Consider the following 25,657-nt stretch of genomic DNA (forward strand, 5'->3'; position numbering starts at 1 on the left):
AAAGGAGAGGAGAACTTGGTCTTAACTTATAGTTTGTTTGAGTTAAAACGAATATTAAAATCACCTGCTCTCCTCTTATTTGTAGTGAGTTTACCGATTGCTTTAGTTTTAATTGTTGGGATGATTGTTTATCAGTCTGTTCAGACAGAGTTGGAAGATGTTTCGTTAATTGTTCTAGATGAAGATCGAACGTTTGAAACGAATACGTTAATACAACAATTAGAAAATGATGAAACTTTGGCAGAACATGTTGAATTTTTACGCAAAGATGGTGTTATAGAAGATTATGTCGATCAACAAAATGTCGCAGCGATTATCCGTGTTCCTGACGGGTTTACATCACAGCTAAGAAGTGGTGTAAACGAACCTATAGACGTTTACTTAAATGAACGCCAACCGTTTGCTTCACAACTTGGTTACTTATTATTGAAGAGTGGACAAGATTACATTACAGCTGCTCAAAGTGGTGTTAATACTGTCAATCACTATATTGGATCACAGCTATCTGATGATGATCGTCGTGATTTTGTACAACAAATGACTGTGCATTTTACACTATTAACTTTAGATAGAAATCGTTTATTTGTTGAGCATAATTTAACTGAGATCAACACTTTATCTTGGGAACAACAAGCTTATGTAGGAGTAGTCTCCCTCCTATATGTTTTAACGATCTTCTTCTTTAACTTTCTCTTCAAGCCTAAAGCTTGGCACGGGATTGAAGAAAGGCTTACTATTATTCGGTTAACTCAATGGAAACGGTCTGTATCTGAATTCATCGTTCTGTTCAGCTTGAGTATTTTCTATATCATTATATTTGCTCTAATCATTCCGAACATAATTTTGGAATTAAACTTGTTTTTAATACTTGTGCAGTGGGGGATCATTGCAGCTATTTACTGTCTATTGTACTTATTGTTAGATCGTTTAATTAAAGTACCAGCCTTTACATTATTGGCATTTAGTTTCATTAGTATAGGCTCATTATTTATAAGTGGCCTGGTGTTGCCAAATGCATTTTTACCAGAATGGGCACAGAGTAGTGTTGCTTATATCATGAATCAATCGTTTTTTACCATAATTAATGAAGGTAATATCCCTGTCATTGAGTGGCTAGTAATGGGCGTTGTAGTTGTTTTACTATTATTACTGCTATGGCTTACGACAAGAAGGGATGAAGCTTTAACATGATATTATGGAAATCAATATTAACGAAAAAAACGACACTGTTACTGCTCATTCTAATGCCTATTTTATTGTTAACTATCATTCCATTATTTCAGCAAACAGCCGACGACTTTCGTGTATCGGTACAAGTTGTTGATCCGTATGAACAGAATGAGTTTAATGAGTTGATGGAAAAGGTGGGTGAACTTGAGCCTTTTTCAGTCCAAGTAACCGATGAATTGAATTTACAAAGCTTGGCAAGGGGTGATGTTGAGGCGATCTTTGTTGTTGAAGATAACTTTGAAAAAAAAGTTATAAACGGCAACATAGATGAGTTATTCACATGGTATCGATATGATCATAGTATCGTTGACGGTCTATTTAAGGAATATATTGCATCGACTTTAATGGAAACAGTCGTACGTCACGAAGCGGCACGTCTTGTAACTGATGAGCTTGATGATATAAATAGGCAGGAAGTGTTTGATTTTGGACTTCGTTATTTTGAGCCTGACCCGTTATTCCAAATGAACTTTCAATCGTATGGACAAGGTAATCAAGTTGACGAATATTATGAAGTGCAGGATAATCAAATGCTTTTATTCATTTGGGCATATATATGGTTACTCATTACTTATTTTACGTCGGTCATTGATCAATATCGTGAAACACAACTACTTAACCGTTTGTCGGTCTATACGTTTGGAAGGGTGAAATTATATCGAAGCTGGTTAATGTTAATGCTCGTGCTCATTGCTGCATTATTAAGTGGTATAGCTCTAGTTACTTCACATTTTAACGTTCAACTAGCTACAAATACGCTGGGGATCTTGTTTTTCCTTTGTATCGGTTCTGTGTTATTTTTATTAATTCTTAATTTGCTGTTAAAGAACCGTAGGGCGTTTTTAGCGTTAACGATCATGTATTGGGTTGTCTCTGTTGTCATGTTTTTATTAGTCGATTGGCAGATCATGGGTGAAGCATGGTGGATTTATTTCTTAATTCCTATGTGGCTAAGTTGATGGAAAGAGGTGAGGTTATGCTTCAATTAAATAACATTACGTATAAAAAAAAGAACAAAATGATATTGAATGGTGTATCAGCTGAAGTTAAGCAAGGTGATTCAATTTGTTTGTTCGGACCGAATGGAGCAGGGAAGTCAACACTATTAAAAATGATGGCAGGGTTAATTAAACCCAATAAAGCTGTTTATAAACAAGACGCTTTTTTATCTAAGCCTGTTGGTTATATCCCACAACAGTTAGCTCTTTTTCCAAATATGACAGTAAAAGATCACTTATCCTTCTACAAAAAGATGACTAAACAAAAAGACCGTGAATTTATCGAAGCAATGACGCATGCGTTAAGTTTAAACGAGATTAAAAAGAAAAAGGTTGAAGAGTTAAGTGGAGGAATGGCTAGAAAATTAAATTTAGCAGTCGGCTTAATTCATAAACCAGACATCATTTTTTTAGACGAAGCGTTTGTAGGTGTTGATTTGGCAGCAAAACACGATATGTTGAAATGGTTACGTTTACTTAACGAAGATGGAGTGACAATTGTTTTAATTACACATGACTGGCACGTCATACATCATTTAGCTAAAACGTTGTGGGTATTAGAAGATGGACACATGGTTGATCAATTTTCAATTGAAAACTTATCGCAAAAAGTTGAAGAGTATAAGTACGTTGATAGCCCATTAAACAAGATGTTTGCGGTTAAAAATTGATATAGTAATAAATGGTAACACACTTTTGACTTGAATAAGGCATATTATTTTACGTCCCTTTCCATACTAAGACTAGATTATTGAGGAAAGGAGGCTGGAATATGCGCTTTTGGGTAGTTCCGTTTATGCTTGTGTTATTTTTAGCAATGGCTGCTTGTCAACCGAATGACGACACAGGATTAATGGGTGACAACAACCAAACAGGTAATCAACAATCGGGTGACAGAACAGGTCAATATGATGGTCAAATGAACGTGACTGATCGTCAAGGACAAATGAACCGACAAGGTAACCAAATGGGTACTGGCACAGGTACAACTGATCGTAATAGAGGTCAAGATGGTATGATGCGTTTTGATGTTGCTGAAGAAGCAGCTGATGATGTAACAGACCAAGTTGATGAAGTTAGTCAAGCATATGTCATGACTGGAGATAATAATGCATATGTAGCAGTTGTACTTCATAATAATGATAATGGTACTGATGAAGTAAGTGATGAAGTTAAAGAAGAGGTTGCAGACGTTGTTAAATCAACAAAGCAAGACTTGAATAATGTTTACGTTTCTGCTAATCCTGATTTCTTCAACATGGTCAATGACTATACTCAACGTGTTAATGAAGGGGACCCGATCGAAGGATTTTTCGAAGAGTTTAATGCGATGTTAGATCGAATTTTCCCTAATTTAGAACGTTAATATTTTTTGGAAGATGGAGCTGATTGGTAGCTCCATCTTTTTGCATACTTGAGCAATTTGGTGTGGACGCTGATAAATTCGCTCGAACGCTGATAAATTCACTCGAACGCTGATAAATTCACCACTTTATTATTGCCTAAATCTGATCGCCAAAAAAAGGTGGGGTGTCTTTGAATAGCTCTTATGAAATGTTGAAGGAAAGTTGCTCACTTGTTGGCTTAACGCCTAAACCATTTAAAGTGATTGTTACTGATAGCAAAGAGCTAGACATATTACAGGCTAAAGGTTATCAAAAACGATTGTATCAGCCCAAGGAATCCAACCACCACTACATAGGAGAAATGTTCGATCAAATAGATGAGATAGCTTACATAAATGAAAACAACGATAAGGTTATGAATTTAATGATCTTAGCTCACTCATTTGGGCATACTGATTTTTTATACCATAACAATTACTTAAGTGAACAAGTTTTAAATATAAAAATGAAACGTTTTCAACATCGCCGTATGTTTGATGAAGCAGTAAGAGTGCATGGTTATGTTGAAGTTGTTTCGTTTTTATCTAAAATGAATGACCTTTTCAATTTAATTCATGTAACTACGTTAGATTTAGACAGCTTAATCAATAGACTAAATTTATGTAGATCCGAAAGAGAGCTTGCTAAAATGGTGGCTAATGAAGCAGAGTACTTTGAGGCAGTTAGTCAAACAAAAATAATGAACGAAGGCTGGGCTACGTATCATCAAATACCATTAATTAAAGAGGCAGGATTAATGAGTTTGGAAGTTGGTTTAACTGAGTTACAACTGTATGAGCTGCCTCGTTATGGATTAAATTTATATAAGTTAGGCAAAGCAATGTGGGAGGAAGTTGGGCTAAAAGAAAGAAGAACTATTGTAAATCAATATTGTGACGCACAATTTATTAATCGCTACTATACTGAAGATATACATAATGAACAAAAAATTGCTTATGCAAAAGGTGAACAAATAGAAAGAGACTACATTAAAGTAAAACAACAGCTCATTCATTCAGCTTTATACAACGGAAAGATCAAAGTGCGTGTTGACGAAGCTTTATCTGACTCAACCGAAAGCTTAACAATTAGATTTCAGCCTAATCCAAATAGTAGTAAGCAAGTATCTAAATTAAAAGGTGTCTTGCGTGATCACTTTAAAACTAAACTATATATTAAGCCAGATCTTGTAAAGATATAAGCCAAAAGGTTTATAAAAGAACGGTTCAAAGTAAGGTTTAGGTTAATTGTAAGTCATTTATACTGTGTATCAAGACTTAAAATTTATGTAAATAATGATAATACAACGTTGTTTTTTGTCGAAGCCTATGCTAATCTAAAATTAATATTTTATTGTGAAAATTCATGTAAATAAGGAAACTCTTGTTGGATTTTAGGGGGATTAGCATGGGAAAGAACGGGCAGAAAAAAGTGAAGTTACCAAAGAATAATAAAGAGAAAAAGAAGCAAAAAACATCAAAACGAAAAGGCACCTTACTCAATATGTCAATTGGAAAGAAGTATGGTGTCGTTTTTGCTATCACGTTACTACTATTTTCTATAGCTTCAGGTCTTGTTTTTCTACAAGCATACTTGTCTGACCAGACGATCAATGAACAAGTGGAATTAAGTGAAGAAGCAATTACGGTAGGAGAAATGGCTTCTGTATTTAATGAAAAAGACATCATGATTAGTGATTACGTACTTTTGAAAACTAATAATTATGTAAATAACTATCGAGATTTAAATGAAGAGTTTGTTGCTTTAGGGGAGCAGGTTCGCCCCGGTTTAAGTAGTGAACAAAACGCAATGATGGATGAAATTATGACTAACAATGAACGCATTACTGAAATAGTTAATGATGAAATTGTTCATGCAATCGGTAACCGTGATGAACAAGATGCATTAGGTTCTAGAGCAGTAGTTAATAGCCTTCGTGGTGATACGGTGGGTATGCTTCAAGAACTTAGAGGTATGGTTGTGCAAGAATTTAATACTTCAGCTGTTGATACGAGAAATGCGATGTTTCAAATTCAAGCATATTTAGTCGTTGGCTTAATCACTTCTGTAATTATAGCGATTATTTTATTAATGGTTATTAGCCGTAATGTTAAAAAGAATATTAACTCTGTTGTTAAAGTGGCAGATCAAATTGCAGATGGTGACTTATCAGTGGAAGATGTAAATTATAAAGGACATGATGAAATTGGTAGTCTTGCTAACTCAATGAACACAATGAAAGCAAACCTTCAAAATATTATAGGTAAAGTATCAGACGCTTCTAGTTCATTGACTAATCAAAGTGAGTTAGTAAACCGTTCTGCTCAAGAAGTCAGTGAAGGTAGTGAACAGATTGCATCAACTATGCAAGAGTTGTCATCAGGTTCTGAAACTCAAGCTCAAAGTGCTTCATCCATTTCTGAAATGATGGATCAATTAGTGAAAAAGGTCCAAATGTCTTATGAAAATGGAGATAATGTGTCGCATGCCTCAGCAGAAGTCTTGTCAATGGCAGATGAAGGCCGTGAGCTAATGACTCAGTCAGTATCACAAATGCAACAGATCCATTCTATAGTTGAAGATTCTGTTGAAAAAGTTAAAGGTTTAGACAAGCAATCTAATGAAATTTCAAAACTTGTTCAAGTAATTGAAGATATCGCTGAACAAACGAACCTGCTTGCGTTAAACGCTGCAATTGAAGCAGCAAGAGCTGGTGAACATGGTAAAGGATTTGCTGTTGTAGCAGATGAAGTGCGTAAGTTAGCAGAACAAGTGAGTCACTCAGTTGGTGATATTACAACTATTGTAGATTCAATTCAAAATGAATCGAAAGAAGTGACAAAATCATTAGAGTCTGGATATACAGAAGTAGAAGAAGGTTCTGAACAAATTAAAAATACACAACAAAGATTTATTAAAATTAATGACTCAATTAATGAAGTTGTTGGGAAAATTCAAGAGATTACGTCTAGCTTGAAAGAAGTTGTGAACGATAGTCAAGAAATGAATAAATCAGTAGAAGAAATTGCTTCAATATCTGAAGAATCAGCAGCAGGGGTAGAAGAAACAGCTGCATCAGTAGAGCAAGCGCATAGCTCAATGGATGAGATCACAAGAGCCGCTAACGATTTATCTCAGTTAGCAGACGACTTAAATGGTCAAGTACAGAAGTTTAAACTATAAATAAGCAAAGTCATAAACATCGATATGGCATTATAAGTATTGGCAAGCTATAATAAAAAGAGGCTGTATGAATATACAGCCTCTTTTCTTACATTTAATATAAAGAATATTTAATAAGTTGGGGGGTTTCAGTTGGAACGGTTATCAAGATATATAGAAATTTTCTTAATTGCAACTCGATTAGGGTTAACATCCTTCGGTGGACCAGTTGCTCATTTAGCCTACTTCCAAGAAGAATATGTTCAAAGACGTAAGTGGCTTTCAGATCAAATGTATGCTGACCTCATAGCATTGTGTCAGTTTTTACCTGGACCAGCAAGCAGTCAAGTTGGTATATCAATCGGAATGTTACGTGGAGGTTTAGTCGGTGGTTTATTAGCCTGGATTGGTTTTACTTTACCATCAGTGTTAATATTAACGATTTTTGCTTGGTACGTTATTCAACTTGATTTAGCTGACGCAGTATGGATCGGTGCACTAAAAGTTGTCGCTGTAGCGGTCGTGGCTCATGCTGTATTGAATATGGGGAAAAAGCTTGCACCTGATTTACCACGTATCGCATTATTAGTTGGTTCTGCAACGGTGTTACTTCTATTCCCGTTTGCAACAACACAATTAATCGTCATCGCATTAGCTGCGATCATCGGTGCTTTATATTTTAAAAATATAGCTAAGCCAAATGAAGCGGAAGCGGTTATGACCTTTTCTAAAAAAATAGGCGCTTTTTCGTTATCAATTTTTGTAGGGTTATTGACTTTATTGCCGATTCTTAATCATTATTATAACCATATTTACATAGAGTTGTTTGATATATTTTACCGAGTAGGTTCAATTGTTTTCGGTGGAGGTCATGTCGTCTTACCATTGCTTGAACGTGAACTTGTCCCAAGCGGTTTAATTAGTGAAGACATGTTTTTAGCAGGTTATGGTGCAGCCCAAGCGATTCCAGGACCGCTCTTTACATTTTCGAGTTATTTAGGAACGATTATTCATGGTATACCTGGTATGTTAGTGGCAACTATTGCTATTTTCTTACCATCATTTTTACTCATTATCGGAATACTTCCGTTTTGGCAACAGTTGCGTCAAATGAAGTATGTTGGAGCCGCGCTACTTGGGGTTAATGCTGCTGTTGTTGGTATTATAGTAGCAGCGTTTTACCACCCGATTTTTACAAGTGGAATCATGTCAGAATTAGATTTTGCTGTTGCATTGTTAGGTTTTAGTTTATTACAATTTTGGAAACGTCCGGCTTGGCTTGTCGTCATTATTGTTGTTGTCGTATATATTTTATTAAGTCTCTTAATGTAGGAGTGTTAACATGCGTATTGTTTCAATCTGCCCTAGTAATACTGAGATTTTAGCTTATTTGGATGCAATTGATTTCCTCGTTGGTGTAGATGATGATAGTGATTGGCCAGAGTCAATTAGTAACCTTCCAAGAGTAGGGCGGGACTTAAATATTGATATAAACAAAGTCAAAGCATTACAACCAGATTTAGTATTAGCTTCGTTAAGTGTACCAGGTATGGAGAAGAACATTAAACGGTTAGAAGAAGAGCAAATGCCGTATATAATTTTAGACCCTAATTCATTGGATGAAATAGCGGATGACCTTTTAACAGTAGGTAAGAAGATTGGAAAAGAACAAAAGGCACAACAAGTTTATGAAGATTATTATCAAGTGATTAATGAGTATCGAGCAATTGCTAACTCGATTTCTAATAAGAAAAACATCTACTGGGAATGGTGGCCGAAACCGATCTTTACACCTGGACAGAAAAATTGGCTATCATATATAAGTGAATTAGCCGGGGCTTCTAATGTCTTTTCAGACTATGAAGAAGCTAGTGTTCAAGTTGAATGGGAAGAAGTGATTCAAAAAGACCCAGATGAAATTTGTATGGTATGGGTTGGGGTGCAAGAGAAGAAAATGAACCCAGACATTCTAAAAAAACGTGAAGGAGCAAATCAACTTAAAGCCGTTCAAAGTGATCAAATTCACGTATTAGAAGAGTACTTGTATTGTAGACCTTCCCCTCGCTTGTTAGATGGGTTAAAGAAACTTGCTTATTTACTGCATCCAACATATTATCCAGCGTCATGATCAACTGTAGAGGAATAACAAGAGAGAAGGTATAAGCAGTGGGAAATATAGAAACAGCAGTTAACTATTCAGAAGAACAGACGAGATATACAGCCGTCAAAAAAGGAGCTGTAGCTGGTTTTCCAATTTTTCTAGGGTATTTACCGATTGCCATTGCTTACGGTGTTCTAGCGAAGCAATCAGGGTTAACTACGTTTGAAACAACAATGATGAGTGTTCTAGTTTTTGCCGGGGCCGCTCAATTTATGGCAGCGAATATGATGGCACAAGGAGCACTGTTTTTACAAATCGTTGTAGCGACGTTCGTGCTAAACTTCCGTCACTTTGTCATGAGTATGTCGTTTATGAATAAAATACGAACGTTACCTCTTAGGTGGAAGTTTGGTTTATCATTAGGTCTTACTGATGAAACGTTCACTGTCTCGTCGTTAAATGGGGAAGAATCAAAAAAACAACACGGTATGTATTTCTTTGCTTCTTTAATATTAGTTGCTTATTTTTCGTGGGTATTTGGAAGCTTTTTGGGTGCCATTATTGGCGATGCTCTACCAACTACTTTAAGTGATAGTATGGGAATTGCGCTTTATGCGATGTTTATTGGTTTACTTGTGCCATCTGTAAAAAAAGAATGGCGAGTAGGGATTATTGCTATTGCTGCTATGTTAATTAATTACATATTAATGGAACAGGTTGGACTTGAAGTTGGCTGGGCAATTGTAGTATCGACTATATTAGCTAGCTTTCTTGGAATTATGCTGTTAAAGGAGGAAGAAGCATGATCATGGCAACGATTATTGGGATGGCGATTGTAACTATGGTTCCGCGATTCATCCCAGCGTTTATTATGGAGAAGATCTCACTTAGACCTTGGCTCAATCGTTGGTTGAATGCGATTCCTTTTGCAGCATTAGGTGCTTTAGTATTTCCAGGTATAATGACGGTGATCCCAGAACAACCATGGATTGGATTGCTCGGTGGGTTAACGGCAACCATTATTGCATTATTTAATTTAAATGTTATCTTTGCTGTAGTGGGTGCGATTTTAACAGTATTTTTATTAACTATGTAGCTGTAAAGGTGGGGTTGTATGGTAAAGGTTAGGCAAGCAACAGTATTCGATGCAGAGCAAATAGCAAACGTTCATGATGATACGTGGAAATTAACATACGAACCAATTATTCAACAAGATGACTTACAACAAGTTACTTCATTTGAAAATAGAAAAATTATGTGGGAAACGACTTTACGTTCATCTAGTCACCATGTGTTCGTTGTAGAATCAAATGAAGGGGAAATTGCAGGTTTTATTTCGGGTGGTAAGTCACGTACAGAGCACACTCAGCTTGATGGAGAAATTTACGACATTTATATTTTGCCATCTCATCAAAGAAAAGGGTTCGGTCAAAAGTTGTTATACACCTTTATTCAAGAGTGTGAAGAACTTGGATATCAATCGTTGTTAGTTTGGATTTTAACTGATAATCCATACGGTCAATTTTATGTTCGGTTAGGAGCACGAAAAATCGAAGCAGATAACGTAACGATCGGAAAGGGAACTTATGAAGAAACAGCTTACGGTTGGGAAGACTTAGAACAGTTAAAAGGAGCTCTTGCCTCTTCGCAAGTTCAATAATCTGTTATAGACACCCTTCTTTATGGGAACATTTATATTGAAAACATTAAATGTTCTCTCGAGGAAGGGTGTTTATTATGACGAAAATGGCAGTGTTTTATTATAGTTCAACTGGAGCCAATTATAAAATGGCTCAATGGACAGAAGAAGCTTTAAAACAAGCTGGTGCAGATGTTAAGTTAGTTAAAATTCCTGAAACAGCTCCAGAAGAGGCAATTGCTCAAAACCCAGCATGGAAAGATCATTATGAGAATACGAAAGATGTTCCAGAAGCACAAGTAGAAGATCTAGAATGGGCTGACGGTTTTATTTTTAGTTTACCGACTCGGTTCGGTAACGTTCCGGCACAAGTCAAACAGTTTATGGACCAAGCAGGTGGCCTTTGGATGCAAGGAAAGCTTGCTAACAAAGTTGTAAGTGCGATGACAACAGCCCAAAATGCGCATGGTGGCCAGGAGCAAACCATTATGCACTTTTACACATCAATGTTTCATTGGGGCGCAATTATAGCATCACCTGGTTATACGGATGATTCGATTTTTGCCTCAGGTGGTAATCCATACGGGACGAGTGCCCAAGTAGATGGAGAAGGAAACTTACAAGATGATGTAGAGCAAGCTGTGAAACATCAAGCGAAACGTACTTTTGAAATTACACAAAAAATTTCACAATAACTCTAGAGCCCTTGCTGTAACTGTATAGCAAGGGGTTTAGTTTGTTCAGTTAGATTAATTTTCTAAAGATTTTTTAAAAACCCCCACAAAAACTATTGGTATATACGTAATGGTGTAACGAAGAAATAAATAGCAAAGGGTGAGCAGATGAATTCAAAAAAAATATTTTACTCGTTAACTGCAACAACTTTAACAGGTTCATTATTTTTGAGCCCACTAGGAATAACAGCTAATGATGAAAATGCAGAAGAAACAGACACAGAAGAGGTTGCAGAGCAACAGCAATCCCTAGAAGAGCAATTATTTACATACTACACGATGGTATCCAATGAGTTAGCTGTTGCAATTCAACAAGGTGATGAGGAGTTAGCACAAAGCATTTTAGAATGGTCGGTAGAAGAGTTAGAACAAGCGTTTGAGGCTTATCAAGCTGGTGACTTGGAGAGTGCTGAAGCTCATCTTGATGCGGTCGTAACCGTATTAGAAGAAGCTAGTGAATACCGTGAAGAAGAAGGTATTGAAGAGGAAGAAGATGAAGAAGGTTTAGAAGAAGACGAAGAATCAACTGAAGAAGATGAGGAATCAACTGATTCTAAGCAAATTGGTCAAAACGTCTTATCACTAGCTAAAGCGATGGAAGATAAGAAGAATCCAGTCGCAAAAGAAGCTTTAAAACGTAATATCGAGCGTTCATTAGAACGATTAGAAAATAAATATAGTGAAGAAGAAGTAGAAAGCTTGCTTGAACAATTAAACGAAATTACTGATGAGTTTTCAGAAGAAGGAAATGAAAATGATGAAGAATCAGTAGAAGAAGATTCCTCTGAAGAATCTTCTAATGAAGAGTCTGAAGTAACAGAAGAATCAAGCAATGAAGATGAGAAAGAATCTAAGAAGGAAGACCGTTCTAATAATGGTGGTCCTGGTAATAGTGATCAAGCCCCTGGTCAAAACAAAGACCGTGGTGGATCTGATAACAGTAATGGCAAAGGTCCTAACAATGATGGTGGACCAGGCAATGGAAACGGTAACGGTGGACCTGGCAATAGCAATGGCAATGGAGGACCAGGTAACGGTAACCGTTAATGAAATCGGTGAACCTTTGTGTTCTTACACAAAGTTCATATACACCTCTCTCCCAACAAGAGGAATTAACCCTGACGGTATAACGTCAGGGTGTTTTTTACATAGAATGTAGTATGGACTCCCCTTAAGAGAAAACATAAATTTTATTTTTTCTTAAAAAGCACAAACACATTAGTACACTAAATGAATAAATTACATTAAAGGTTCAGAAAATTGTTGCAATTAGAAGTGAAGTTTAGGATAATAGAAAAAAGGAGTAAGGGGGAAGGGACATGAAGAATCAAGTTACCTCTTATGTACTAATTAGATATCAGTTTCCGAAAACGATCGCGATTAAAGCTAGACGTGAAGTTCCATATGAATTTAAACTAGCTTCAAGATTGTTGCTTGATGAAATGGTATTTGAATTTAATAAACATCGACTAGAAGAGCAAATCAATGAAGCGATAGACCAACAAGATATTGAACAATTTTATGTATTAAGTAAGCAATATGCGAAGTATGTTAAATAAATATAGATCTACTGAGATTATAAGCTGCCATTAAACGGCAGCTTTTTCTTGTTTTTTTTATATTACAAACTACATAATTGTATTATAATGGGGAAAAGAATTTTTTTAGAATGGGGAATTAGATGTCTTCAAGATTATTATACACCACGTTTATTGTATGCTTGTTATTAGTTATTAGTGCATGTCAAAACAACACAGTAGATTTAGATAACTTAGTAGGCCATGATTATAATTCGATTGAAGTTGGGCTTGAAAATAAAGAGAATATTATAGTTCTTGATGATTCTAGACATGAAGGGGAACCTACTGAAGATGGCGAAGCGGTTATTGTTCCTGATCCAAACGCAATCGATGTCATAGTTAATAAAGAACGTCGATTGCCTGAAGGTTATGAACCACCTGATTTAACGGTTCCAGATGTTGATTTTCATGTTGTGGCTGAAGAGAGAATGTATATGCGTGAAGAAGCTGCTCATGCATTAGAGGAATTGTTCGAGGCGGCCAGTGCTGAAGGACATGAGTTATATGCTATTTCCGGATACCGTTCTGAACAAACACAAGAAGTTGTATTTGCATCTAGTGTTGAAAGAAATGGTCAAGAATATGCCGAACAATATTCAGCTCAACCAGGACATAGTGAACACCAAACAGGTTTAGCGATGGATGTGTCAGCCGAATCGTTTAGCTTGCGACTAGGTGAAGGTTTTAGTGATACGCCTGAGGGTGAGTGGGTAGCAAATCACAGTCATCACTATGGCTTCATCGTACGTTACCTCGAAGGAAAAAGTAATATTACTGGTTACAATTACGAACCGTGGCATTTACGATATGTTGGTGAAGAATTAGCAACAAGCCTTTACGAATCTGGTTTAACAATGGAAGAATACTTCGGGTTAGTTGAATAATTTGAAAAGGTCTAATATCTTTTAGGCCTTTTTTTAGTAGGTATTCGTTTAAATTCTTTAAATTTATTATTATAATAATAAGTGGTTTAAAAAGTTGTTCTTTTTATATGGAGGAGGATTTTAAAATGGATTATCGTATTGAACGAGATACGTTAGGTGAAATGAAAGTACCTGCAGACAAATACTGGGGTGCTCAAACGCAAAGAAGTGTTTTAAATTTCCCTATTGGTGACGAAACAATGCCGAAAGAGATCATTGAAGGGTTTGCCATTTTGAAGAAAAGTGCAGCACGTGCTAATGAATCTCTAGGTTTATTGGAAAGTGATAAAGCAGATGCAGTTGCTCATGCTGCTGACCGTGTATTAGCTGGAGAATTATTTGATCACTTCCCACTTGTAGTTTGGCAAACAGGTAGTGGAACACAGTCAAATATGAATATGAATGAAGTGTTAGCTTACGTTGGTAATGAGTGGCTAGAAGAGCAAGGTAAAGAAGTAAGACTTCATCCGAATGATGACGTTAACATGTCACAAAGTTCAAATGACACTTATCCAACTGCATTACATATTGCAGCTGTTAAGAAGGTTGAAGATCATTTACTACCTTCACTAAGTCAAATGAAAAACACATTAAAAGAAAAAGCAGATGCTTACTATGACCTAGTAAAAATTGGTCGTACACACTTACAAGATGCGACACCTATTACACTTGGACAAGAAATTAGTGGTTGGCATCGTATGCTTGTAAAAACTGAATCAATGATTCAAGATTCGTTAAAGTATGTCCGTGAAATTGCTTTAGGTGGTACAGCAGTTGGTACAGGTATTAACGCACATCCTGATTTTGCCGAAACAGTAGCACAGAAAATTAACGATGAAACGAATGGCCAGTTTGTTTCAGCTGAAAATAAGTTTCACGCACTAACAAGTCATGACGAACTAGTACATGCTCACGGTGCGATTAAAGGGCTAGCAGCTGATGTTATGAAGATTGCTAACGATGTTCGTTGGTTAGCAAGTGGTCCACGTTGTGGTATCGGTGAGATTACAATTCCAGCTAATGAGCCAGGTAGCTCAATTATGCCAGGAAAAGTTAATCCAACACAAAGTGAAGCGATTACAATGGTTGCAGCTCATGTTATGGGTAATGACGCAGCAATTGGCTTTGCAGCAAGCCAAGGAAACTTTGAGTTAAACGTCTATAAGCCGATGATTGCTTATAACTTCCTGCAATCTTGTCAGTTACTTGGTGACAGTATGGTATCATTTGATGAACGTTGCTTAGTTGGTCTTGAACCAGATGAGAAAGAGATTGAAAAGTATCTAAATGATTCTCTAATGCTTGTAACAGCACTGAACCCACATATTGGTTATGAAAACGCTGCTAAAATTGCTAAGCATGCTCATGAAAATAACCAAACGTTACGTGAAGCAGCAGTAGATACTGGTATTCTATCTGGAGAAGAATTTGATCGCTTAGTTGTGCCGAAAGAAATGACAAAACCGAACGCTAAATAACATTATTTACCTAGAGAATTAGGTCATATTCTATCGCCTCCTGTTAACAATAATGATTACACAGGAGGTGAACAAAATGGCTCAAAACAACAATTCAAACCAATTAGTAGTTCCTGGTGTGGCACAAGCTTTAGACCAAATGAAGACTGAAATCGCACAAGAATTTGGTGTACAGCTTGGTCCTGATTCAACTTCACGCTCTAACGGTTCAGTTGGTGGTGAAATTACAAAGCGTTTAGTACAAATGGCAGAGCAACAGATGGGCGGTCAGTAAGCTGATCAGCTTATGAAACTCAAAAATTAATTATTAAAGTCGAAAGAGGGTCTTTATTAGAGACCCTCTTTATTTAATTTTATCGTAGTTTCAATAGTCATAATAAGTTGTGTTCGTTCGTCCGACAATTATAGTCTCTGGTCCGACAATAAGTCACGTTCATCTGACAATTACGCGTGGTCATCCAACAATAATAAAAACAGAGGCCCGGCTTATGCCAAACCTCCGTTTTTAGCGGTTATTTTGTTTCAGTTATTTCGGCTTCTGCAAATGGTTCACCGTTTTTCCTTACTTCATGTGCTTCTTCAATTTGCACCTTGTTATATCTCGGTGTTACATAACCACCTGCTAAACCTTCGTTCATCATACGGTCGACATCTAAATCGTATTCGCTTCTAACATCACCTTGATCTTTAGATGGTTTAGCCACTGCAGGACCTCCTTTTGTAAGAAGCCTTCTTCAGGTTTCTCACAGTCTTATTATTTGTTTTTACTTCATGAACATGTGTGGAAACTGTTGACTATAAGTAACAATTTGTCGATAATTTTAACAGGGTATGCTATTTTAAAACTGGACAAATAAGCGTTAGAAGAGGTCGATAAAATGAGTGTAGTGATGATCATGTTAATGATGATTGCAATTGGTGCAATTATTGGTGGAATGACAAATTTTTTAGCAATAAAAATGTTATTTAAACCATACAAAGCTTTATACATAGGGAAGTGGAAAGTCCCATTTACTCCAGGGTTAATTCCAAAACGACAAGAGGAATTAGCTGAACAATTAGGCAGTCTCGTAACCAATCACTTAGTAACAGCTGATGCGATTAGTGATAAGTTAAAAGACAGCAGCCTTCAAGCTCAAGTGACAACGATGATTCATGATCGTTTAAAGGAATATTTAAAACAGGATCCACAAACAATAGGTCTGCTTCAACAATTTCATGAAGATCTGTCAGTTGAATCAATTGAAAACACGGTTAAACAGAAGGTGCATGACGGGTTAACGAATCTGTATGATGAGAATCAGTCTCGTACATTAAGTGATGTTTTACCTGATGACTTAAAGGAATCGATTGACAGGCAACTTCCGCTAGCTGCAAAGTACATTTTGCAACAAGTCGATGATTACATTAACAGCCGCGAAGGACAAAATAAATTATCTGAATCGGCATCTTCTTTTCTTGCTACACAAGGTTTTTTAGGAAGTATGGTGTCGTCATACTTAGGAGAAGAAGGTTTAGTTGAAAAAATCACCCCAGCGATTAATCAATTCATTCGCTCTAACGATACTGAAGAAACGGTTGAGACTTTGCTAAGAGCTGAATGGTTGAAATGGCAACATAAAGAACTTTCGGTTATAAGGGAGCGTTTTTTTGACGACACTTTAGAAGAAAAGGTTTCCGACTACTTATTAAATCATTTGAATGTAGAGCAATATTTAAATCAACCTATATCAAAGTGGTATCATCAATTCGAACATGAGATAATATCACGTGTGATCCCGAATGCTGTGGAATTGTTATTTGATCAATTAGCGGGTAAAGTAAAACAGATCATGGAAACATTCAATATCGCAGGAATGGTGCAGAAAGAAGTTAATCAATTTGACGTTGCACGATTAGAAAAAATGGTGTTAGAAATAACGAAGCGTGAATTCAATATGATTACTTATTTAGGTGCTGTCCTAGGTGGTACAATTGGATTTGTTCAAGGGATCATTGTCTTGTTTATTAGTTAAAAAAGATTATACTATACAGCTTGGACATTCTCTGATACAGTAGTAGTCGAATATGTGTTAGTCAATTTAGGAGGTATATTGTGTCAAACTTATATGATTTAGCTTACGATTTAGAAAAAGGACTTCGTGAAAGCGAAGAATTCCAAGGTTTAAAAAATGCTTATGAAAAGGTTATGAATGACCCTTCAACTAAGCAAATGTTCGATAACTTCCGTGACACTCAATTAAACCTACAGCAAAAGCAAATGCAAGGTGAAGAGATTTCTGAAGAAGAAGTGAACAAAGCGAAGCAAGTAGTTGAGCTTGTTCAACAAAACGAAGATATTTCACACCTAATGGAAGAAGAGCAGCGTTTAAATACAGTAATTGGTGATATTAGTAAAATTATTACGAAACCACTTGAAGATTTATACGGTGAAGAACAACAGTAAATATAAAAAGGCTATCGAGCTAAAGTTCGATAGCCTTTATTTATTAGCGACGAAATAAAACAAGACGTCCATCTGGTGAAACACAACGGTGAGTCAGTTCCTGATAATCTTGTTCTTCTAATTTCTTTGTACCAACATTTTTAGCTTCTTGATCATCTTTTGCTTCAAAAGTTTCATCTAATAAATTTTCGCCTTTTTTGGAATATACCGTTAAGTAATACGTCTTCATGTCAGTTCCTCCCTATGTATCTTCTTATCTTAACTATATGGATTTTGTTGACTTTTGTAAATAGTCTGACGTCATAATTTTCGTTGTGTTCACCGAACGTGCATTCGTATTTAAAATTTGGTAAAATAAAATATACATTATAACTATTGGAGGAACAACGATGCATCAATCTGTTCGATTTTTACATAGTGCCGACTTACACCTCGATAGTCCATACAAAGGTATGAGACATTTACCAGGAAATATATTAACAGATGTTAAAGCAAGTACGTTTAAAGCTTTTAGACGACTCATAGACTTAGCGATTGAACAACAAGTTGATTTCGTTTTATTAGTTGGAGATTTGTTCGATCAAGACTCAGCGTCATTAAAGTCATTAGTCGCGTTAAAAGATGGTTTAAAAAAGTTAGAACAACATAACATTAAAGCTTTTATCAGTTTCGGTAACCATGATTATCAAATGTTGAAAAAAGTGGACTTAACCTTTCCGAGTAATACATATGTTTTTACACAACAAGATGTCACGTCATTTCCGTTTGAGAAAGATGGAGAAATACTAGCGGATATCCACGGGTTTAGTTATGAAAGTAGAGCAGTTACTGAATCAAAAGTTCATGAATACTCTCCTGTTAGTAATGACCGTTTTCAAATTGCGACATTGCACGGTAGTTCAAAAACGAATAACGAGCATGATCAATATGCACCGTTTTTGTTAGAACAGTTAAAGGCGACACCTTTTGATTATTGGGCGCTTGGACATATTCATAAACGTGAAATTTTATCTTACCAACCTTACATCGTATACCCTGGTAATATTCAAGGGCGACATATAAAGGAGACGGGCGAAAAAGGTTGTTATATCGTTGACTTGAGTCAAAACCAAACACAAATTCAATTTCATCAATTACAAGACATTTTATTTGTTGAAGAAGAGCTAACTTTCATGAATTGTACTGCTTTTGATGAATTAGTCGAACAGTTAAAAGCATACAAGGATCGCTTACGTCATGAATCAGGAAAAGTATGGATTAGAATAACTGTCTTCGTGCAAGATCATTTACGGCAGTATGAGGAAGAGTTACTCCATTTACTAAATGAAGGTGAAAATGATGAAGAAGACTGGGTATGGATTCAATCATTGAAACTTGATCAAGTCGTTCAATACGATCGCAAACAATTAAAGCAATCGAACCAATTTGTTGGCGAAGTCATTAAAATGATGGACGAAACGGATGACAGCAAACGTTATTTAGATGACCTTTTAAATAATCGTCATTTCAAGCAACAAATTGGAACTTTAACGAAACAGGATTTAGAACAGATTGAAGTAGAAGCAGAACAACTGATTATCGAAAAGTTATTGAAAGATGGAAGGGATTAATGTGTATTTAAAGCGATTAGAAATCGTCTCGTTTGGTAAGTGGAAAGATGAAGTGATTGAACTAACAGATGGGTTTAATTACTTATATGGTCCAAATGAGTCTGGTAAATCATCAATAAGAATTTTTATAACGTATGTGTTATTTGGCTTAGCTCCCGCAGAACGTAAGCAGTACACGTCATTAGTTGATGGTCAACTAGGTGGTCGGATTATTGTTTATGACCAAGGAGATGAGTATACCGTTGAACGCTTCGCCCACATTTATCGTGGTAAAAGAGTAGCCTATCACCTTGGTGAAAAGTTAGACGAAGACAAGGCAGATCGAATATTGAAGCAAGTGGATCAATATTTATTTGAATCAATCTTCTCATTTAAAGATCGAGACTTACATGCCATTCGTCATAAACAAACTGAAGATATTGGGAAAGTTCTATTTAATCTAGGTTTAACGGGTTCTGATTACGTTGTCAAACTTGAACAAGACCTAACGAAAGATAGTGACAAACTGTTTAAAAAACAAGGAAGAAAACCACCTGTGAATGAAAAGCTGATTCAGTTAAAGTCACTTAATGAAGAGATCGAAAAAGTTCATGCTCGTGAACAGAAACATCAAACGCTATATCAAGAGGCTAAACAGTTAGAACAAGATATTCAAAACCTTAAAGGTGAAAAGAATCATCTTAATAATCAAATTAGTGAAGCTCAAAAGTTATTACAAGCTAAATCATCCATTGAACAAGTTCAGAAACTTGACCGTGAAATGGAAGAGCTATTAACTCATTCTAATTTAACTGAAGATTTGATTGAACGTTATGAACAAGTAAAAGCCAAAAGGCAAGAATATGATGAAAGTGCTAAAGTTTTAATCAATAAGTTAAGTAGTGTGAAAGACGAACGAAACCGATTAATGGAACAAGCTAAACAGGAACATTTTCCTTTTACATTAGAGGAAGTTCAGCATTGGACTGTCCAACTCGAACAAAAGCTTGAGCAAAAAGAAAGCTTACAAACAAAAATTACAGAGCAACAACATAAACTAAACAGTTATTTACAATCTGTGGGGATCAACTTAAGTGAAGAACAACTAAATTCTTTAGAGTTAACGGACTACACAAAACAAACATGGGTGAGACTCGCGCAAGACGTTTCACTAAATGCAGAAAAGTTAAGTGACTTTGAGCGGCGAAAACGCTTAAAGTTAAACGAGTTAAAAGAGTTAGAAGAGAAAAGGGCCAAAATAGACCGTCATGCCAAATCATCCGAAGAAATTGAGTCAAATCAACAACAATTAGAACAACTAAAAGAAAAGAGAGCGTCTCAATATTACGAGCAGCAGTTAAAGAACCAAAAGCTAAATCAAAAGAAGGAACTGAAAAAGCTTGGGCAAATCCTGAATGTCTCTAAATGGAGTGTTGGGGTGGTAACTGCTATTCTCATGACTTTATTAGTAACAGATGCTCTGTTTCAGTCCAATTTGTTGTCGATATCTCTTGTAGCGATCGTCGGAAGTCTCATCGTTGTTTTATTGCATCAACAAAGCCGTAAGATTTCTACGAATATTCTAGAGCATCAAGATGAGTCAGACAATAGTGATGAAGAACAGCTGAATCAACGTATTCAGAATCTAGAGTACGTGATTCAAGAACAAAGCGAATTAAACGATCAACTAAAAGAAATTCAAATGAAAATTGACTATTTAAATGGAGAGCTTCGTGAAATTGAATCTGAACGTTTAAAAATAGAACAACAACTAGAAAAAGATGAAACCAAGCGTCTAAATGAAATTGGTGCACTACCGTTGCTGGAATCATATGAATTAGAGCAATGGGAAGAAGTATTCGAAGTCCTTACGAAAGTTCAAAATTTAATAAGGCAACAGAGAGAATTAAGAGGCGAAGTAGATGAATTACAACAATCCATTGATCAGTTAGATGACCATTTGAAACGTTTCTTATCTTATTATATAAATAATGCAGAACTAGACGAACATTCATCTAATATAAAATTAGTCCGTCATTACTTGAGGTATGAACAAGACTTGAATGAACAAATTAATTATCAACAAAATTGGGCAGTAGAGCTAGAAAATCAACTGTCTGAGCTTAAAGATGGTTACCAACCTTACGAAAACGAAATGCGCCATATGTTAACCGAGACTAACTTTGAAAATGAAGAAACGTTAGGTCAGGCGGTTCGAGACTTTGAGACTTATCAATTGAAAGATGGACAGAAACAAGAAGCAAGACAATCTGTTTACAATATATTTCAAGATCAAACAGAATCCATTATAAAACAATCTTATAATTGGATTGAAATTGAAGAGCAGTTAAGTCAAGATAGACATAACAATGATGAAATTCAAAATAAGATCGAAAGTTTAAGACAACAATTGGCTGACTGTACAGCTAATATTCGTCAGTTAGAAGAGGATGGGAAGCTGTCTGATCTAATTCATGAAAAATCGATGGTTGAAGGGGAAGTCATTGAGCTTGCTAAGCAGTGGGCTGTGTTTCAAACGGCTAAAGGCTTATTACAAGACACCAAAGCACGCTATCAATATGAATATTTACCTAAAATATTAAACTTCACAACGAAAATATTTAATGAAGTGACACAAGCTGCTTATATAGATGTTCGTTTTTCTCAAGACGAAACGTTAATCGTACAACATCAAAATGGAAAGTGGTTTGATGTGAAGCAATTGTCAGATGGTACAGCAGACCAATTGTATATTGCTTTGCGTTTAGCTTTAAATGAATCTTTAAATGAAGCACAAGGGTTTCCTTTCGTATTAGATGATGCTTTCGTTCATTTTGATGAAGAGCGCAAAAAGCAGATGATGACTATTTTGCTAAATCAAAGCAAAAACCAACAACTTATTTATTTTTCTTGTGAACCATACCAATTTATCACTCATGTTAATGAAGTATCACTGTTACAAAGAAAAGCATCGAGTTCACGATTTTAAATTTTGAATAAAAGGGGAGAGTTTGATGACGATGACACAGGGAATTGCTCATCGCCAAGTAGGGGAACAATTTGAAGGATTTTTACTTATTAAATCTGTAGACAAAGGTGTAACGAGTTCTGGTAAGCCATTTTTAACGATAATTTTTCGTGACCGTACTGGTGAAATTGAGGCAAAGCTATGGGATTCGACGAAAGAAGATGAAGAGACATTTATGCCAGAAGCAATCGTTCAAGTGCATGGAGAAATTCGTCAGTTCCGTGGTAAGAATCAACTCAACATTAGACAGATTAGACTGTCTAATGAGATGGACGGAGTTCGTGTTGAAGATTTTATTGAAAAAGCACCAGTTGAGCTTGAAGAAATGCAAGATTATTTAACGCAAATGATCTTTGCTTTAGAAAACCCGAATATCCAAAGAATTGTTAGAGCTATTTTGAAGAAGTATAATGACGACTTATTAACTTATCCTGCTGCGACGAAAAATCATCATGAGTATGCGTCTGGTTTAATTCATCACATTGTAAGTATGTTAAAAATCGCACGACAAATGAAAGACCTTTACTCAGAAATTAATACAGACTTATTATACGCAGGCATTATTTTACACGATATCGGTAAAGTTAAAGAGCTTTCAAGTCCAGCGTCACCTACTTATACGTTAGAAGGTAAGATGTTAGGACATATCTCGATGATGGTTGATGAAATTAAAGTGACTGCAGAAGAATTAGGGATTGAAGGGGAAGAAGTGATGCTACTTCAACACCTTGTGTTAAGTCACCACGGAAAAGGTGAATGGGGAAGTCCGAAAGCGCCAATCGTTCGTGAAGCTGAGTTGCTTCATTTAATTGATATGATGGATGCTAAAATGAATATGATGAACCGTGCATTAGAGTCAGTTGAACCAGGTGAATTTACAGATCGTATTTTCCCTTTAGAAAATCGTCAATTCTACAAGCCGACCATTTAAAAGATCCCCCGAAAGGTAGATTGATACTCTATCTTTCGGGGGATTGTTTATAACTATGTGTGGCTAGAAAACATGATTACTTAACATCCAACCTAAAAGAATGAGAACAACTAAAATGAATATAGTTTCCAAGAAGAGACCCGTTTTCTTATCTTCTTCCTTATATGATTTATAAAATTGGTATAAACTTTGAACAAGCATGATACCTATAAGTAAAATGTTACCGTAATGATTTGTAGAGGGTTGATTATCACCGAAAAAAGAGAATGCAGCTAATAAAAGGGTCGTAACGGTTATACCATAAACCCATTTGATCACTTGGCCTTGTTTTTCTGTTTGTTCCAATTAAAACCCACCAATACATATATGTAAAAAAATAGTACAACAAGGTATGGCCAAGTTGTACTATTAAATATATTTATGATTCTTCAGAGCCGAATAAATGATCTAACTCTTCATCATGAATTGTTACATCAGCATCGTTAATGACTTGTTCAATAATAAGCTGTAATTCACTAGGATCTACTTGTGCAGTAAGTAAGTCTTGGCGAATTTGGTCTTCCATCTCTTCAAGTGAATCTAATTCAACTTCAGCATCACGAATATTTTCAACTAGAATGACATGCCAACCATATTGCGTTTCGACTGGTTCACTAACTTCACCTTCATTAAGTGAAAATGCAGCACGTTCAAATGGCATAACCATATCGCCACCAGTGAAATAACCTAAGTCTCCGCCTAATTGAGCGGTACCATCAGTGGAATGCTCTTCAGCTAATTCAGCGAAATCTTCACCACTTTCATATAGGTCAATTATTTCTTGTGCTGTTTGTTCATCATCTACTAAAATATGGCGAGCCTGTACTTCTTTTTGCATATTCTCGTAACGAAGTTCAACGTCTTCTTCCGTAACATCTAAATCTTCTGTTGCTGCTTCAAACTCTAAACGGCTCATATATAATGCTTCTCTAAATTCAGCTTCATTTTGGAACCCTTGTTGAACTAAAAATTGTTCAAACTGTGGTCCAACTTCCTCCTTGAAATCTTCAATTTCTTGATTAAGTTCTTCTTCTGAGATATCATATTGTGATTCCAAGATCATTCGAGTAGTCATTTCGCGTAACACAGCTTCCCCGTGTCGCTCTTTTAATTCTTCATAAAATTCATCTTTAGTAATATCACCGGCTTCAGATTCCATTACTGTGTCATTGCCGTCTCCACTACACGCAGCTAAAACTAATAAAGATGTAGTCAGCAAGGCTAGTACAACTTTTTTCATCAATTTTCCCCCTAAAAGTATGTAATCGTACAATCATAAATATATCATAATTTTCTTTAAGTTACACCAATCAAATTGTTATGTGCCTAAACAAACGAAGAAACGAACACATAGTATATCGTAGTTAATGTTTAGGAGGTGAATCAGGTGAGTTACGGTAAAGGTTATTCAGGAGGTTTCTCTTTAATTGTTGTGCTGTTCATTCTGTTAATCATTGTTGGAGCATCTTGGTTCTAAGATTGATTTAGGACGTCACAAAAAAGGTTGATCCTCAAATTGAGGATCAACCTTTTTATTATTAATATAGATAATTCATTTCATAATACGATGAAATGAGTAGTACTAGCATTGAAATATTAATCGTACGATAAACTTTTGCACTTTTCTCATTAGACATTTCTGATTTAGTACAGAATTTTTGAGTCATGGAGTTAAATGCGTAAAATATAAATATGGCAAATGGAACATAAAAAAGTAACAATGTTTCCCCTCCTAAATCCCTTCACATTATAACACGTTTAAGGAGATTGCACTAATATATCGTAGTTGTTTTTTGTCTTTTCTACGATACATTTTTTTGGCGCCTTAATGAAAAATGAGAGTATTAACCAATCCGTCAGTGAAATTCCAATATGAATGGATGCAAATACTATTAAAATTGGGTAAAACATTGGAAACACCGTTGCACCAATTAATAAAGGAACTGTAATGACGACTGTAGGCGCTAGCATCATTATAATCGAAGTGCGCTTAGATAAACTTGAACGCACCTTTAATTTTAGTAAAGGAATATATCGATATTTGAAATACCATTTTAACTTAAATTCTTTACTTGTAAAAGTAATCGGAAATGCATGAGCTAACTTATGCAAAATTGGTAAAGTTAATAGCCCTAACATGACTTGCCACAATGCTGGGTCATGTAATATCGCATTTTGATGTAAAATTGAAAATGGTATATATAAAACAATAAAAGATATAATACCAAGAAAGATTGATAGAATAGTCAGCCGATGTTGACCGTATTCTCTAGAGATGTTTAACGTTTTCCAGCAAGTCATATTAGGGCCTCCTTTTCTGCCTATATTCAGCGATTACTCACTATTAATTATGCTGTTACAGAAGTGATAATACGCCCTACACAGAAAAAATTC

The 25,657-nt window shown here is 35.8% G+C and carries 28 protein-coding genes; 23 read left to right on the forward strand and 5 right to left on the reverse strand.

Annotation, left to right across the window (positions count from 1 at the left end; translation table 11 throughout):
• Positions 1-15 precede the first annotated feature (15 nt).
• The 17 genes from J2R98_RS07245 (at position 16) to J2R98_RS07325 (ending at position 15,504) form a co-directional block, all read left to right on the forward strand.
• On the forward strand, positions 16-1,191 hold the full coding sequence (locus J2R98_RS07245; RefSeq protein WP_307067535.1) for an ABC transporter permease: 1,176 nt from the start codon (positions 16-18) through the stop codon (positions 1,189-1,191).
• A complete protein-coding gene (locus tag J2R98_RS07250) occupies positions 1,188-2,189 on the forward strand; it encodes an ABC transporter permease (RefSeq protein ID WP_307067537.1) in 1,002 nt (333 codons plus the stop codon). The genes J2R98_RS07245 and J2R98_RS07250 overlap by 4 nt, the downstream gene beginning before the upstream one ends.
• Entirely contained in the window at positions 2,189-2,899 is a 711-nt protein-coding gene (locus tag J2R98_RS07255; protein WP_307067539.1) for an ABC transporter ATP-binding protein, read from the forward strand. Before J2R98_RS07250 ends, J2R98_RS07255 begins: the two co-directional genes overlap by 1 nt.
• A gap of 101 nt (positions 2,900-3,000) precedes the next feature.
• Positions 3,001-3,594: a YhcN/YlaJ family sporulation lipoprotein gene (locus J2R98_RS07260; RefSeq protein WP_307067541.1), complete on the forward strand. Its 594-nt coding sequence runs from the start codon at positions 3,001-3,003 to the stop codon at positions 3,592-3,594.
• 170 nt (positions 3,595-3,764) lie between these two features.
• Complete coding sequence (locus J2R98_RS07265; protein WP_307067543.1) at positions 3,765-4,814, forward strand: SpoVR family protein; 1,050 nt, start codon at positions 3,765-3,767, stop codon at positions 4,812-4,814.
• Between the two features lie 206 nt (positions 4,815-5,020).
• Entirely contained in the window at positions 5,021-6,796 is a 1,776-nt protein-coding gene (locus J2R98_RS07270) for a methyl-accepting chemotaxis protein (protein WP_307067545.1), read from the forward strand.
• A gap of 132 nt (positions 6,797-6,928) precedes the next feature.
• Positions 6,929-8,107: a chromate efflux transporter gene (chrA, locus tag J2R98_RS07275; protein WP_307067547.1), complete on the forward strand. Its 1,179-nt coding sequence runs from the start codon at positions 6,929-6,931 to the stop codon at positions 8,105-8,107.
• Positions 8,108-8,117: 10 nt separating this feature from the next.
• On the forward strand, positions 8,118-8,903 hold the full coding sequence (locus J2R98_RS07280; protein ID WP_307067549.1) for a cobalamin-binding protein: 786 nt from the start codon (positions 8,118-8,120) through the stop codon (positions 8,901-8,903).
• A 38-nt stretch (positions 8,904-8,941) separates the two neighbouring features.
• Positions 8,942-9,682 (forward strand): AzlC family ABC transporter permease, encoded by a 741-nt coding sequence (locus J2R98_RS07285; protein ID WP_307067550.1) that lies wholly within the window; start codon positions 8,942-8,944, stop codon positions 9,680-9,682.
• The gene (locus J2R98_RS07290) at positions 9,679-9,972 is read left to right on the forward strand and encodes an AzlD domain-containing protein (protein ID WP_146815993.1); all 294 of its coding nucleotides are present in this window, start codon (positions 9,679-9,681) and stop codon (positions 9,970-9,972) included. Before J2R98_RS07285 ends, J2R98_RS07290 begins: the two co-directional genes overlap by 4 nt.
• Positions 9,973-9,990: 18 nt before the next feature.
• Complete coding sequence (locus J2R98_RS07295) at positions 9,991-10,536, forward strand: GNAT family N-acetyltransferase (RefSeq protein ID WP_307067552.1); 546 nt, start codon at positions 9,991-9,993, stop codon at positions 10,534-10,536.
• 77 nt (positions 10,537-10,613) lie between these two features.
• Positions 10,614-11,210: an NAD(P)H:quinone oxidoreductase gene (gene wrbA / locus J2R98_RS07300; RefSeq protein WP_307067554.1), complete on the forward strand. Its 597-nt coding sequence runs from the start codon at positions 10,614-10,616 to the stop codon at positions 11,208-11,210.
• A gap of 147 nt (positions 11,211-11,357) precedes the next feature.
• Positions 11,358-12,296 (forward strand): hypothetical protein, encoded by a 939-nt coding sequence (locus tag J2R98_RS07305; RefSeq protein ID WP_307067556.1) that lies wholly within the window; start codon positions 11,358-11,360, stop codon positions 12,294-12,296.
• A gap of 272 nt (positions 12,297-12,568) precedes the next feature.
• Positions 12,569-12,808: an IDEAL domain-containing protein gene (locus J2R98_RS07310; protein WP_307067559.1), complete on the forward strand. Its 240-nt coding sequence runs from the start codon at positions 12,569-12,571 to the stop codon at positions 12,806-12,808.
• Positions 12,809-12,930: 122 nt separating this feature from the next.
• On the forward strand, positions 12,931-13,713 hold the full coding sequence (locus J2R98_RS07315) for a M15 family metallopeptidase (RefSeq protein WP_307067561.1): 783 nt from the start codon (positions 12,931-12,933) through the stop codon (positions 13,711-13,713).
• Positions 13,714-13,838: 125 nt separating this feature from the next.
• Positions 13,839-15,230, forward strand: coding sequence for a class II fumarate hydratase (gene fumC / locus J2R98_RS07320; protein WP_307067563.1), 1,392 nt, complete (start codon positions 13,839-13,841; stop codon positions 15,228-15,230).
• Positions 15,231-15,306: 76 nt separating this feature from the next.
• Positions 15,307-15,504, forward strand: a complete 198-nt coding sequence (locus tag J2R98_RS07325; RefSeq protein WP_017186732.1) for an alpha/beta-type small acid-soluble spore protein — start codon at positions 15,307-15,309, stop codon at positions 15,502-15,504.
• Between the two features lie 238 nt (positions 15,505-15,742).
• Here the strand turns inward: J2R98_RS07325 and J2R98_RS07330 are convergent, their stop codons facing one another.
• Positions 15,743-15,934 (reverse strand): hypothetical protein, encoded by a 192-nt coding sequence (locus J2R98_RS07330; protein WP_307067566.1) that lies wholly within the window; start codon positions 15,932-15,934, stop codon positions 15,743-15,745.
• 174 nt (positions 15,935-16,108) lie between these two features.
• On the opposite strand from J2R98_RS07330, the gene J2R98_RS07335 reads away from it, so the two are divergent.
• On the forward strand, positions 16,109-17,245 hold the full coding sequence (locus J2R98_RS07335; RefSeq protein ID WP_307067569.1) for a DUF445 domain-containing protein: 1,137 nt from the start codon (positions 16,109-16,111) through the stop codon (positions 17,243-17,245).
• A gap of 80 nt (positions 17,246-17,325) precedes the next feature.
• The gene (locus J2R98_RS07340; protein ID WP_307067570.1) at positions 17,326-17,676 is read left to right on the forward strand and encodes a YlbF/YmcA family competence regulator; all 351 of its coding nucleotides are present in this window, start codon (positions 17,326-17,328) and stop codon (positions 17,674-17,676) included.
• A 43-nt stretch (positions 17,677-17,719) separates the two neighbouring features.
• Here the strand turns inward: J2R98_RS07340 and J2R98_RS07345 are convergent, their stop codons facing one another.
• Entirely contained in the window at positions 17,720-17,905 is a 186-nt protein-coding gene (locus J2R98_RS07345) for a YhzD family protein (protein ID WP_307067572.1), read from the reverse strand.
• 160 nt (positions 17,906-18,065) lie between these two features.
• On the opposite strand from J2R98_RS07345, the gene J2R98_RS07350 reads away from it, so the two are divergent.
• The 3 genes from J2R98_RS07350 to yhaM are packed head-to-tail and all read left to right on the forward strand — an operon-like array spanning position 18,066 to position 23,224.
• The gene (locus J2R98_RS07350; protein ID WP_307067574.1) at positions 18,066-19,286 is read left to right on the forward strand and encodes a metallophosphoesterase family protein; all 1,221 of its coding nucleotides are present in this window, start codon (positions 18,066-18,068) and stop codon (positions 19,284-19,286) included.
• 1 nt (position 19,287) lies between these two features.
• Positions 19,288-22,254 (forward strand): AAA family ATPase, encoded by a 2,967-nt coding sequence (locus J2R98_RS07355; RefSeq protein WP_307067576.1) that lies wholly within the window; start codon positions 19,288-19,290, stop codon positions 22,252-22,254.
• A gap of 31 nt (positions 22,255-22,285) precedes the next feature.
• Positions 22,286-23,224 carry a 3'-5' exoribonuclease YhaM gene (gene yhaM / locus J2R98_RS07360; protein ID WP_307067833.1) on the forward strand — a complete coding sequence of 313 codons (939 nt, stop codon included), beginning with the start codon at positions 22,286-22,288 and terminating at the stop codon, positions 23,222-23,224.
• 63 nt (positions 23,225-23,287) lie between these two features.
• On the opposite strand, the gene J2R98_RS07365 is transcribed toward yhaM, so the two are convergent.
• A complete protein-coding gene (locus tag J2R98_RS07365) occupies positions 23,288-23,569 on the reverse strand; it encodes a hypothetical protein (protein WP_307067578.1) in 282 nt (93 codons plus the stop codon).
• A 73-nt stretch (positions 23,570-23,642) separates the two neighbouring features.
• Complete coding sequence (locus J2R98_RS07370; protein ID WP_307067581.1) at positions 23,643-24,503, reverse strand: peptidylprolyl isomerase; 861 nt, start codon at positions 24,501-24,503, stop codon at positions 23,643-23,645.
• Between the two features lie 147 nt (positions 24,504-24,650).
• On the opposite strand from J2R98_RS07370, the gene J2R98_RS07375 reads away from it, so the two are divergent.
• Entirely contained in the window at positions 24,651-24,740 is a 90-nt protein-coding gene (locus tag J2R98_RS07375; RefSeq protein ID WP_017186741.1) for a YjcZ family sporulation protein, read from the forward strand.
• A gap of 281 nt (positions 24,741-25,021) precedes the next feature.
• On the opposite strand, the gene J2R98_RS07380 is transcribed toward J2R98_RS07375, so the two are convergent.
• Complete coding sequence (locus J2R98_RS07380; RefSeq protein ID WP_307067584.1) at positions 25,022-25,564, reverse strand: DUF3267 domain-containing protein; 543 nt, start codon at positions 25,562-25,564, stop codon at positions 25,022-25,024.
• Positions 25,565-25,657: the final 93 nt, after the last annotated feature.

The sequence above is a fragment of the Alkalibacillus filiformis genome, from assembly GCF_030814115.1.
In the GTDB taxonomy this organism is placed as follows: domain Bacteria; phylum Bacillota; class Bacilli; order Bacillales; family Alkalibacillaceae; genus Alkalibacillus; species Alkalibacillus filiformis.

Excerpts from the sequence above, each read along its gene's own strand:
- J2R98_RS07250 (WP_307067537.1), top strand. The coding sequence starts at position 1,188 with ATGATATTATGGAAATCAATATTAACGAAAAAAACGACACTGTTACTG.
- J2R98_RS07255 (WP_307067539.1), top strand. The coding sequence starts at position 2,189 with ATGGAAAGAGGTGAGGTTATGCTTCAATTAAATAACATTACGTATAAA.
- J2R98_RS07260 (WP_307067541.1), top strand. The coding sequence starts at position 3,001 with ATGCGCTTTTGGGTAGTTCCGTTTATGCTTGTGTTATTTTTAGCAATG.
- J2R98_RS07270 (WP_307067545.1), top strand. The coding sequence starts at position 5,021 with ATGGGAAAGAACGGGCAGAAAAAAGTGAAGTTACCAAAGAATAATAAA.
- J2R98_RS07280 (WP_307067549.1), top strand. The coding sequence starts at position 8,118 with ATGCGTATTGTTTCAATCTGCCCTAGTAATACTGAGATTTTAGCTTAT.
- J2R98_RS07290 (WP_146815993.1), top strand. The coding sequence starts at position 9,679 with ATGATCATGGCAACGATTATTGGGATGGCGATTGTAACTATGGTTCCG.
- J2R98_RS07295 (WP_307067552.1), top strand. The coding sequence starts at position 9,991 with ATGGTAAAGGTTAGGCAAGCAACAGTATTCGATGCAGAGCAAATAGCA.
- wrbA (WP_307067554.1), top strand. The coding sequence starts at position 10,614 with ATGACGAAAATGGCAGTGTTTTATTATAGTTCAACTGGAGCCAATTAT.
- J2R98_RS07305 (WP_307067556.1), top strand. The coding sequence starts at position 11,358 with ATGAATTCAAAAAAAATATTTTACTCGTTAACTGCAACAACTTTAACA.
- J2R98_RS07310 (WP_307067559.1), top strand. The coding sequence starts at position 12,569 with ATGAAGAATCAAGTTACCTCTTATGTACTAATTAGATATCAGTTTCCG.
- J2R98_RS07315 (WP_307067561.1), top strand. The coding sequence starts at position 12,931 with ATGTCTTCAAGATTATTATACACCACGTTTATTGTATGCTTGTTATTA.
- fumC (WP_307067563.1), top strand. The coding sequence starts at position 13,839 with ATGGATTATCGTATTGAACGAGATACGTTAGGTGAAATGAAAGTACCT.
- J2R98_RS07325 (WP_017186732.1), top strand. The coding sequence starts at position 15,307 with ATGGCTCAAAACAACAATTCAAACCAATTAGTAGTTCCTGGTGTGGCA.
- J2R98_RS07335 (WP_307067569.1), top strand. The coding sequence starts at position 16,109 with ATGAGTGTAGTGATGATCATGTTAATGATGATTGCAATTGGTGCAATT.
- J2R98_RS07345 (WP_307067572.1), bottom strand. The coding sequence starts at position 17,905 with ATGAAGACGTATTACTTAACGGTATATTCCAAAAAAGGCGAAAATTTA.
- J2R98_RS07350 (WP_307067574.1), top strand. The coding sequence starts at position 18,066 with ATGCATCAATCTGTTCGATTTTTACATAGTGCCGACTTACACCTCGAT.
- yhaM (WP_307067833.1), top strand. The coding sequence starts at position 22,286 with ATGACACAGGGAATTGCTCATCGCCAAGTAGGGGAACAATTTGAAGGA.
- J2R98_RS07370 (WP_307067581.1), bottom strand. The coding sequence starts at position 24,503 with ATGAAAAAAGTTGTACTAGCCTTGCTGACTACATCTTTATTAGTTTTA.
- J2R98_RS07380 (WP_307067584.1), bottom strand. The coding sequence starts at position 25,564 with ATGACTTGCTGGAAAACGTTAAACATCTCTAGAGAATACGGTCAACAT.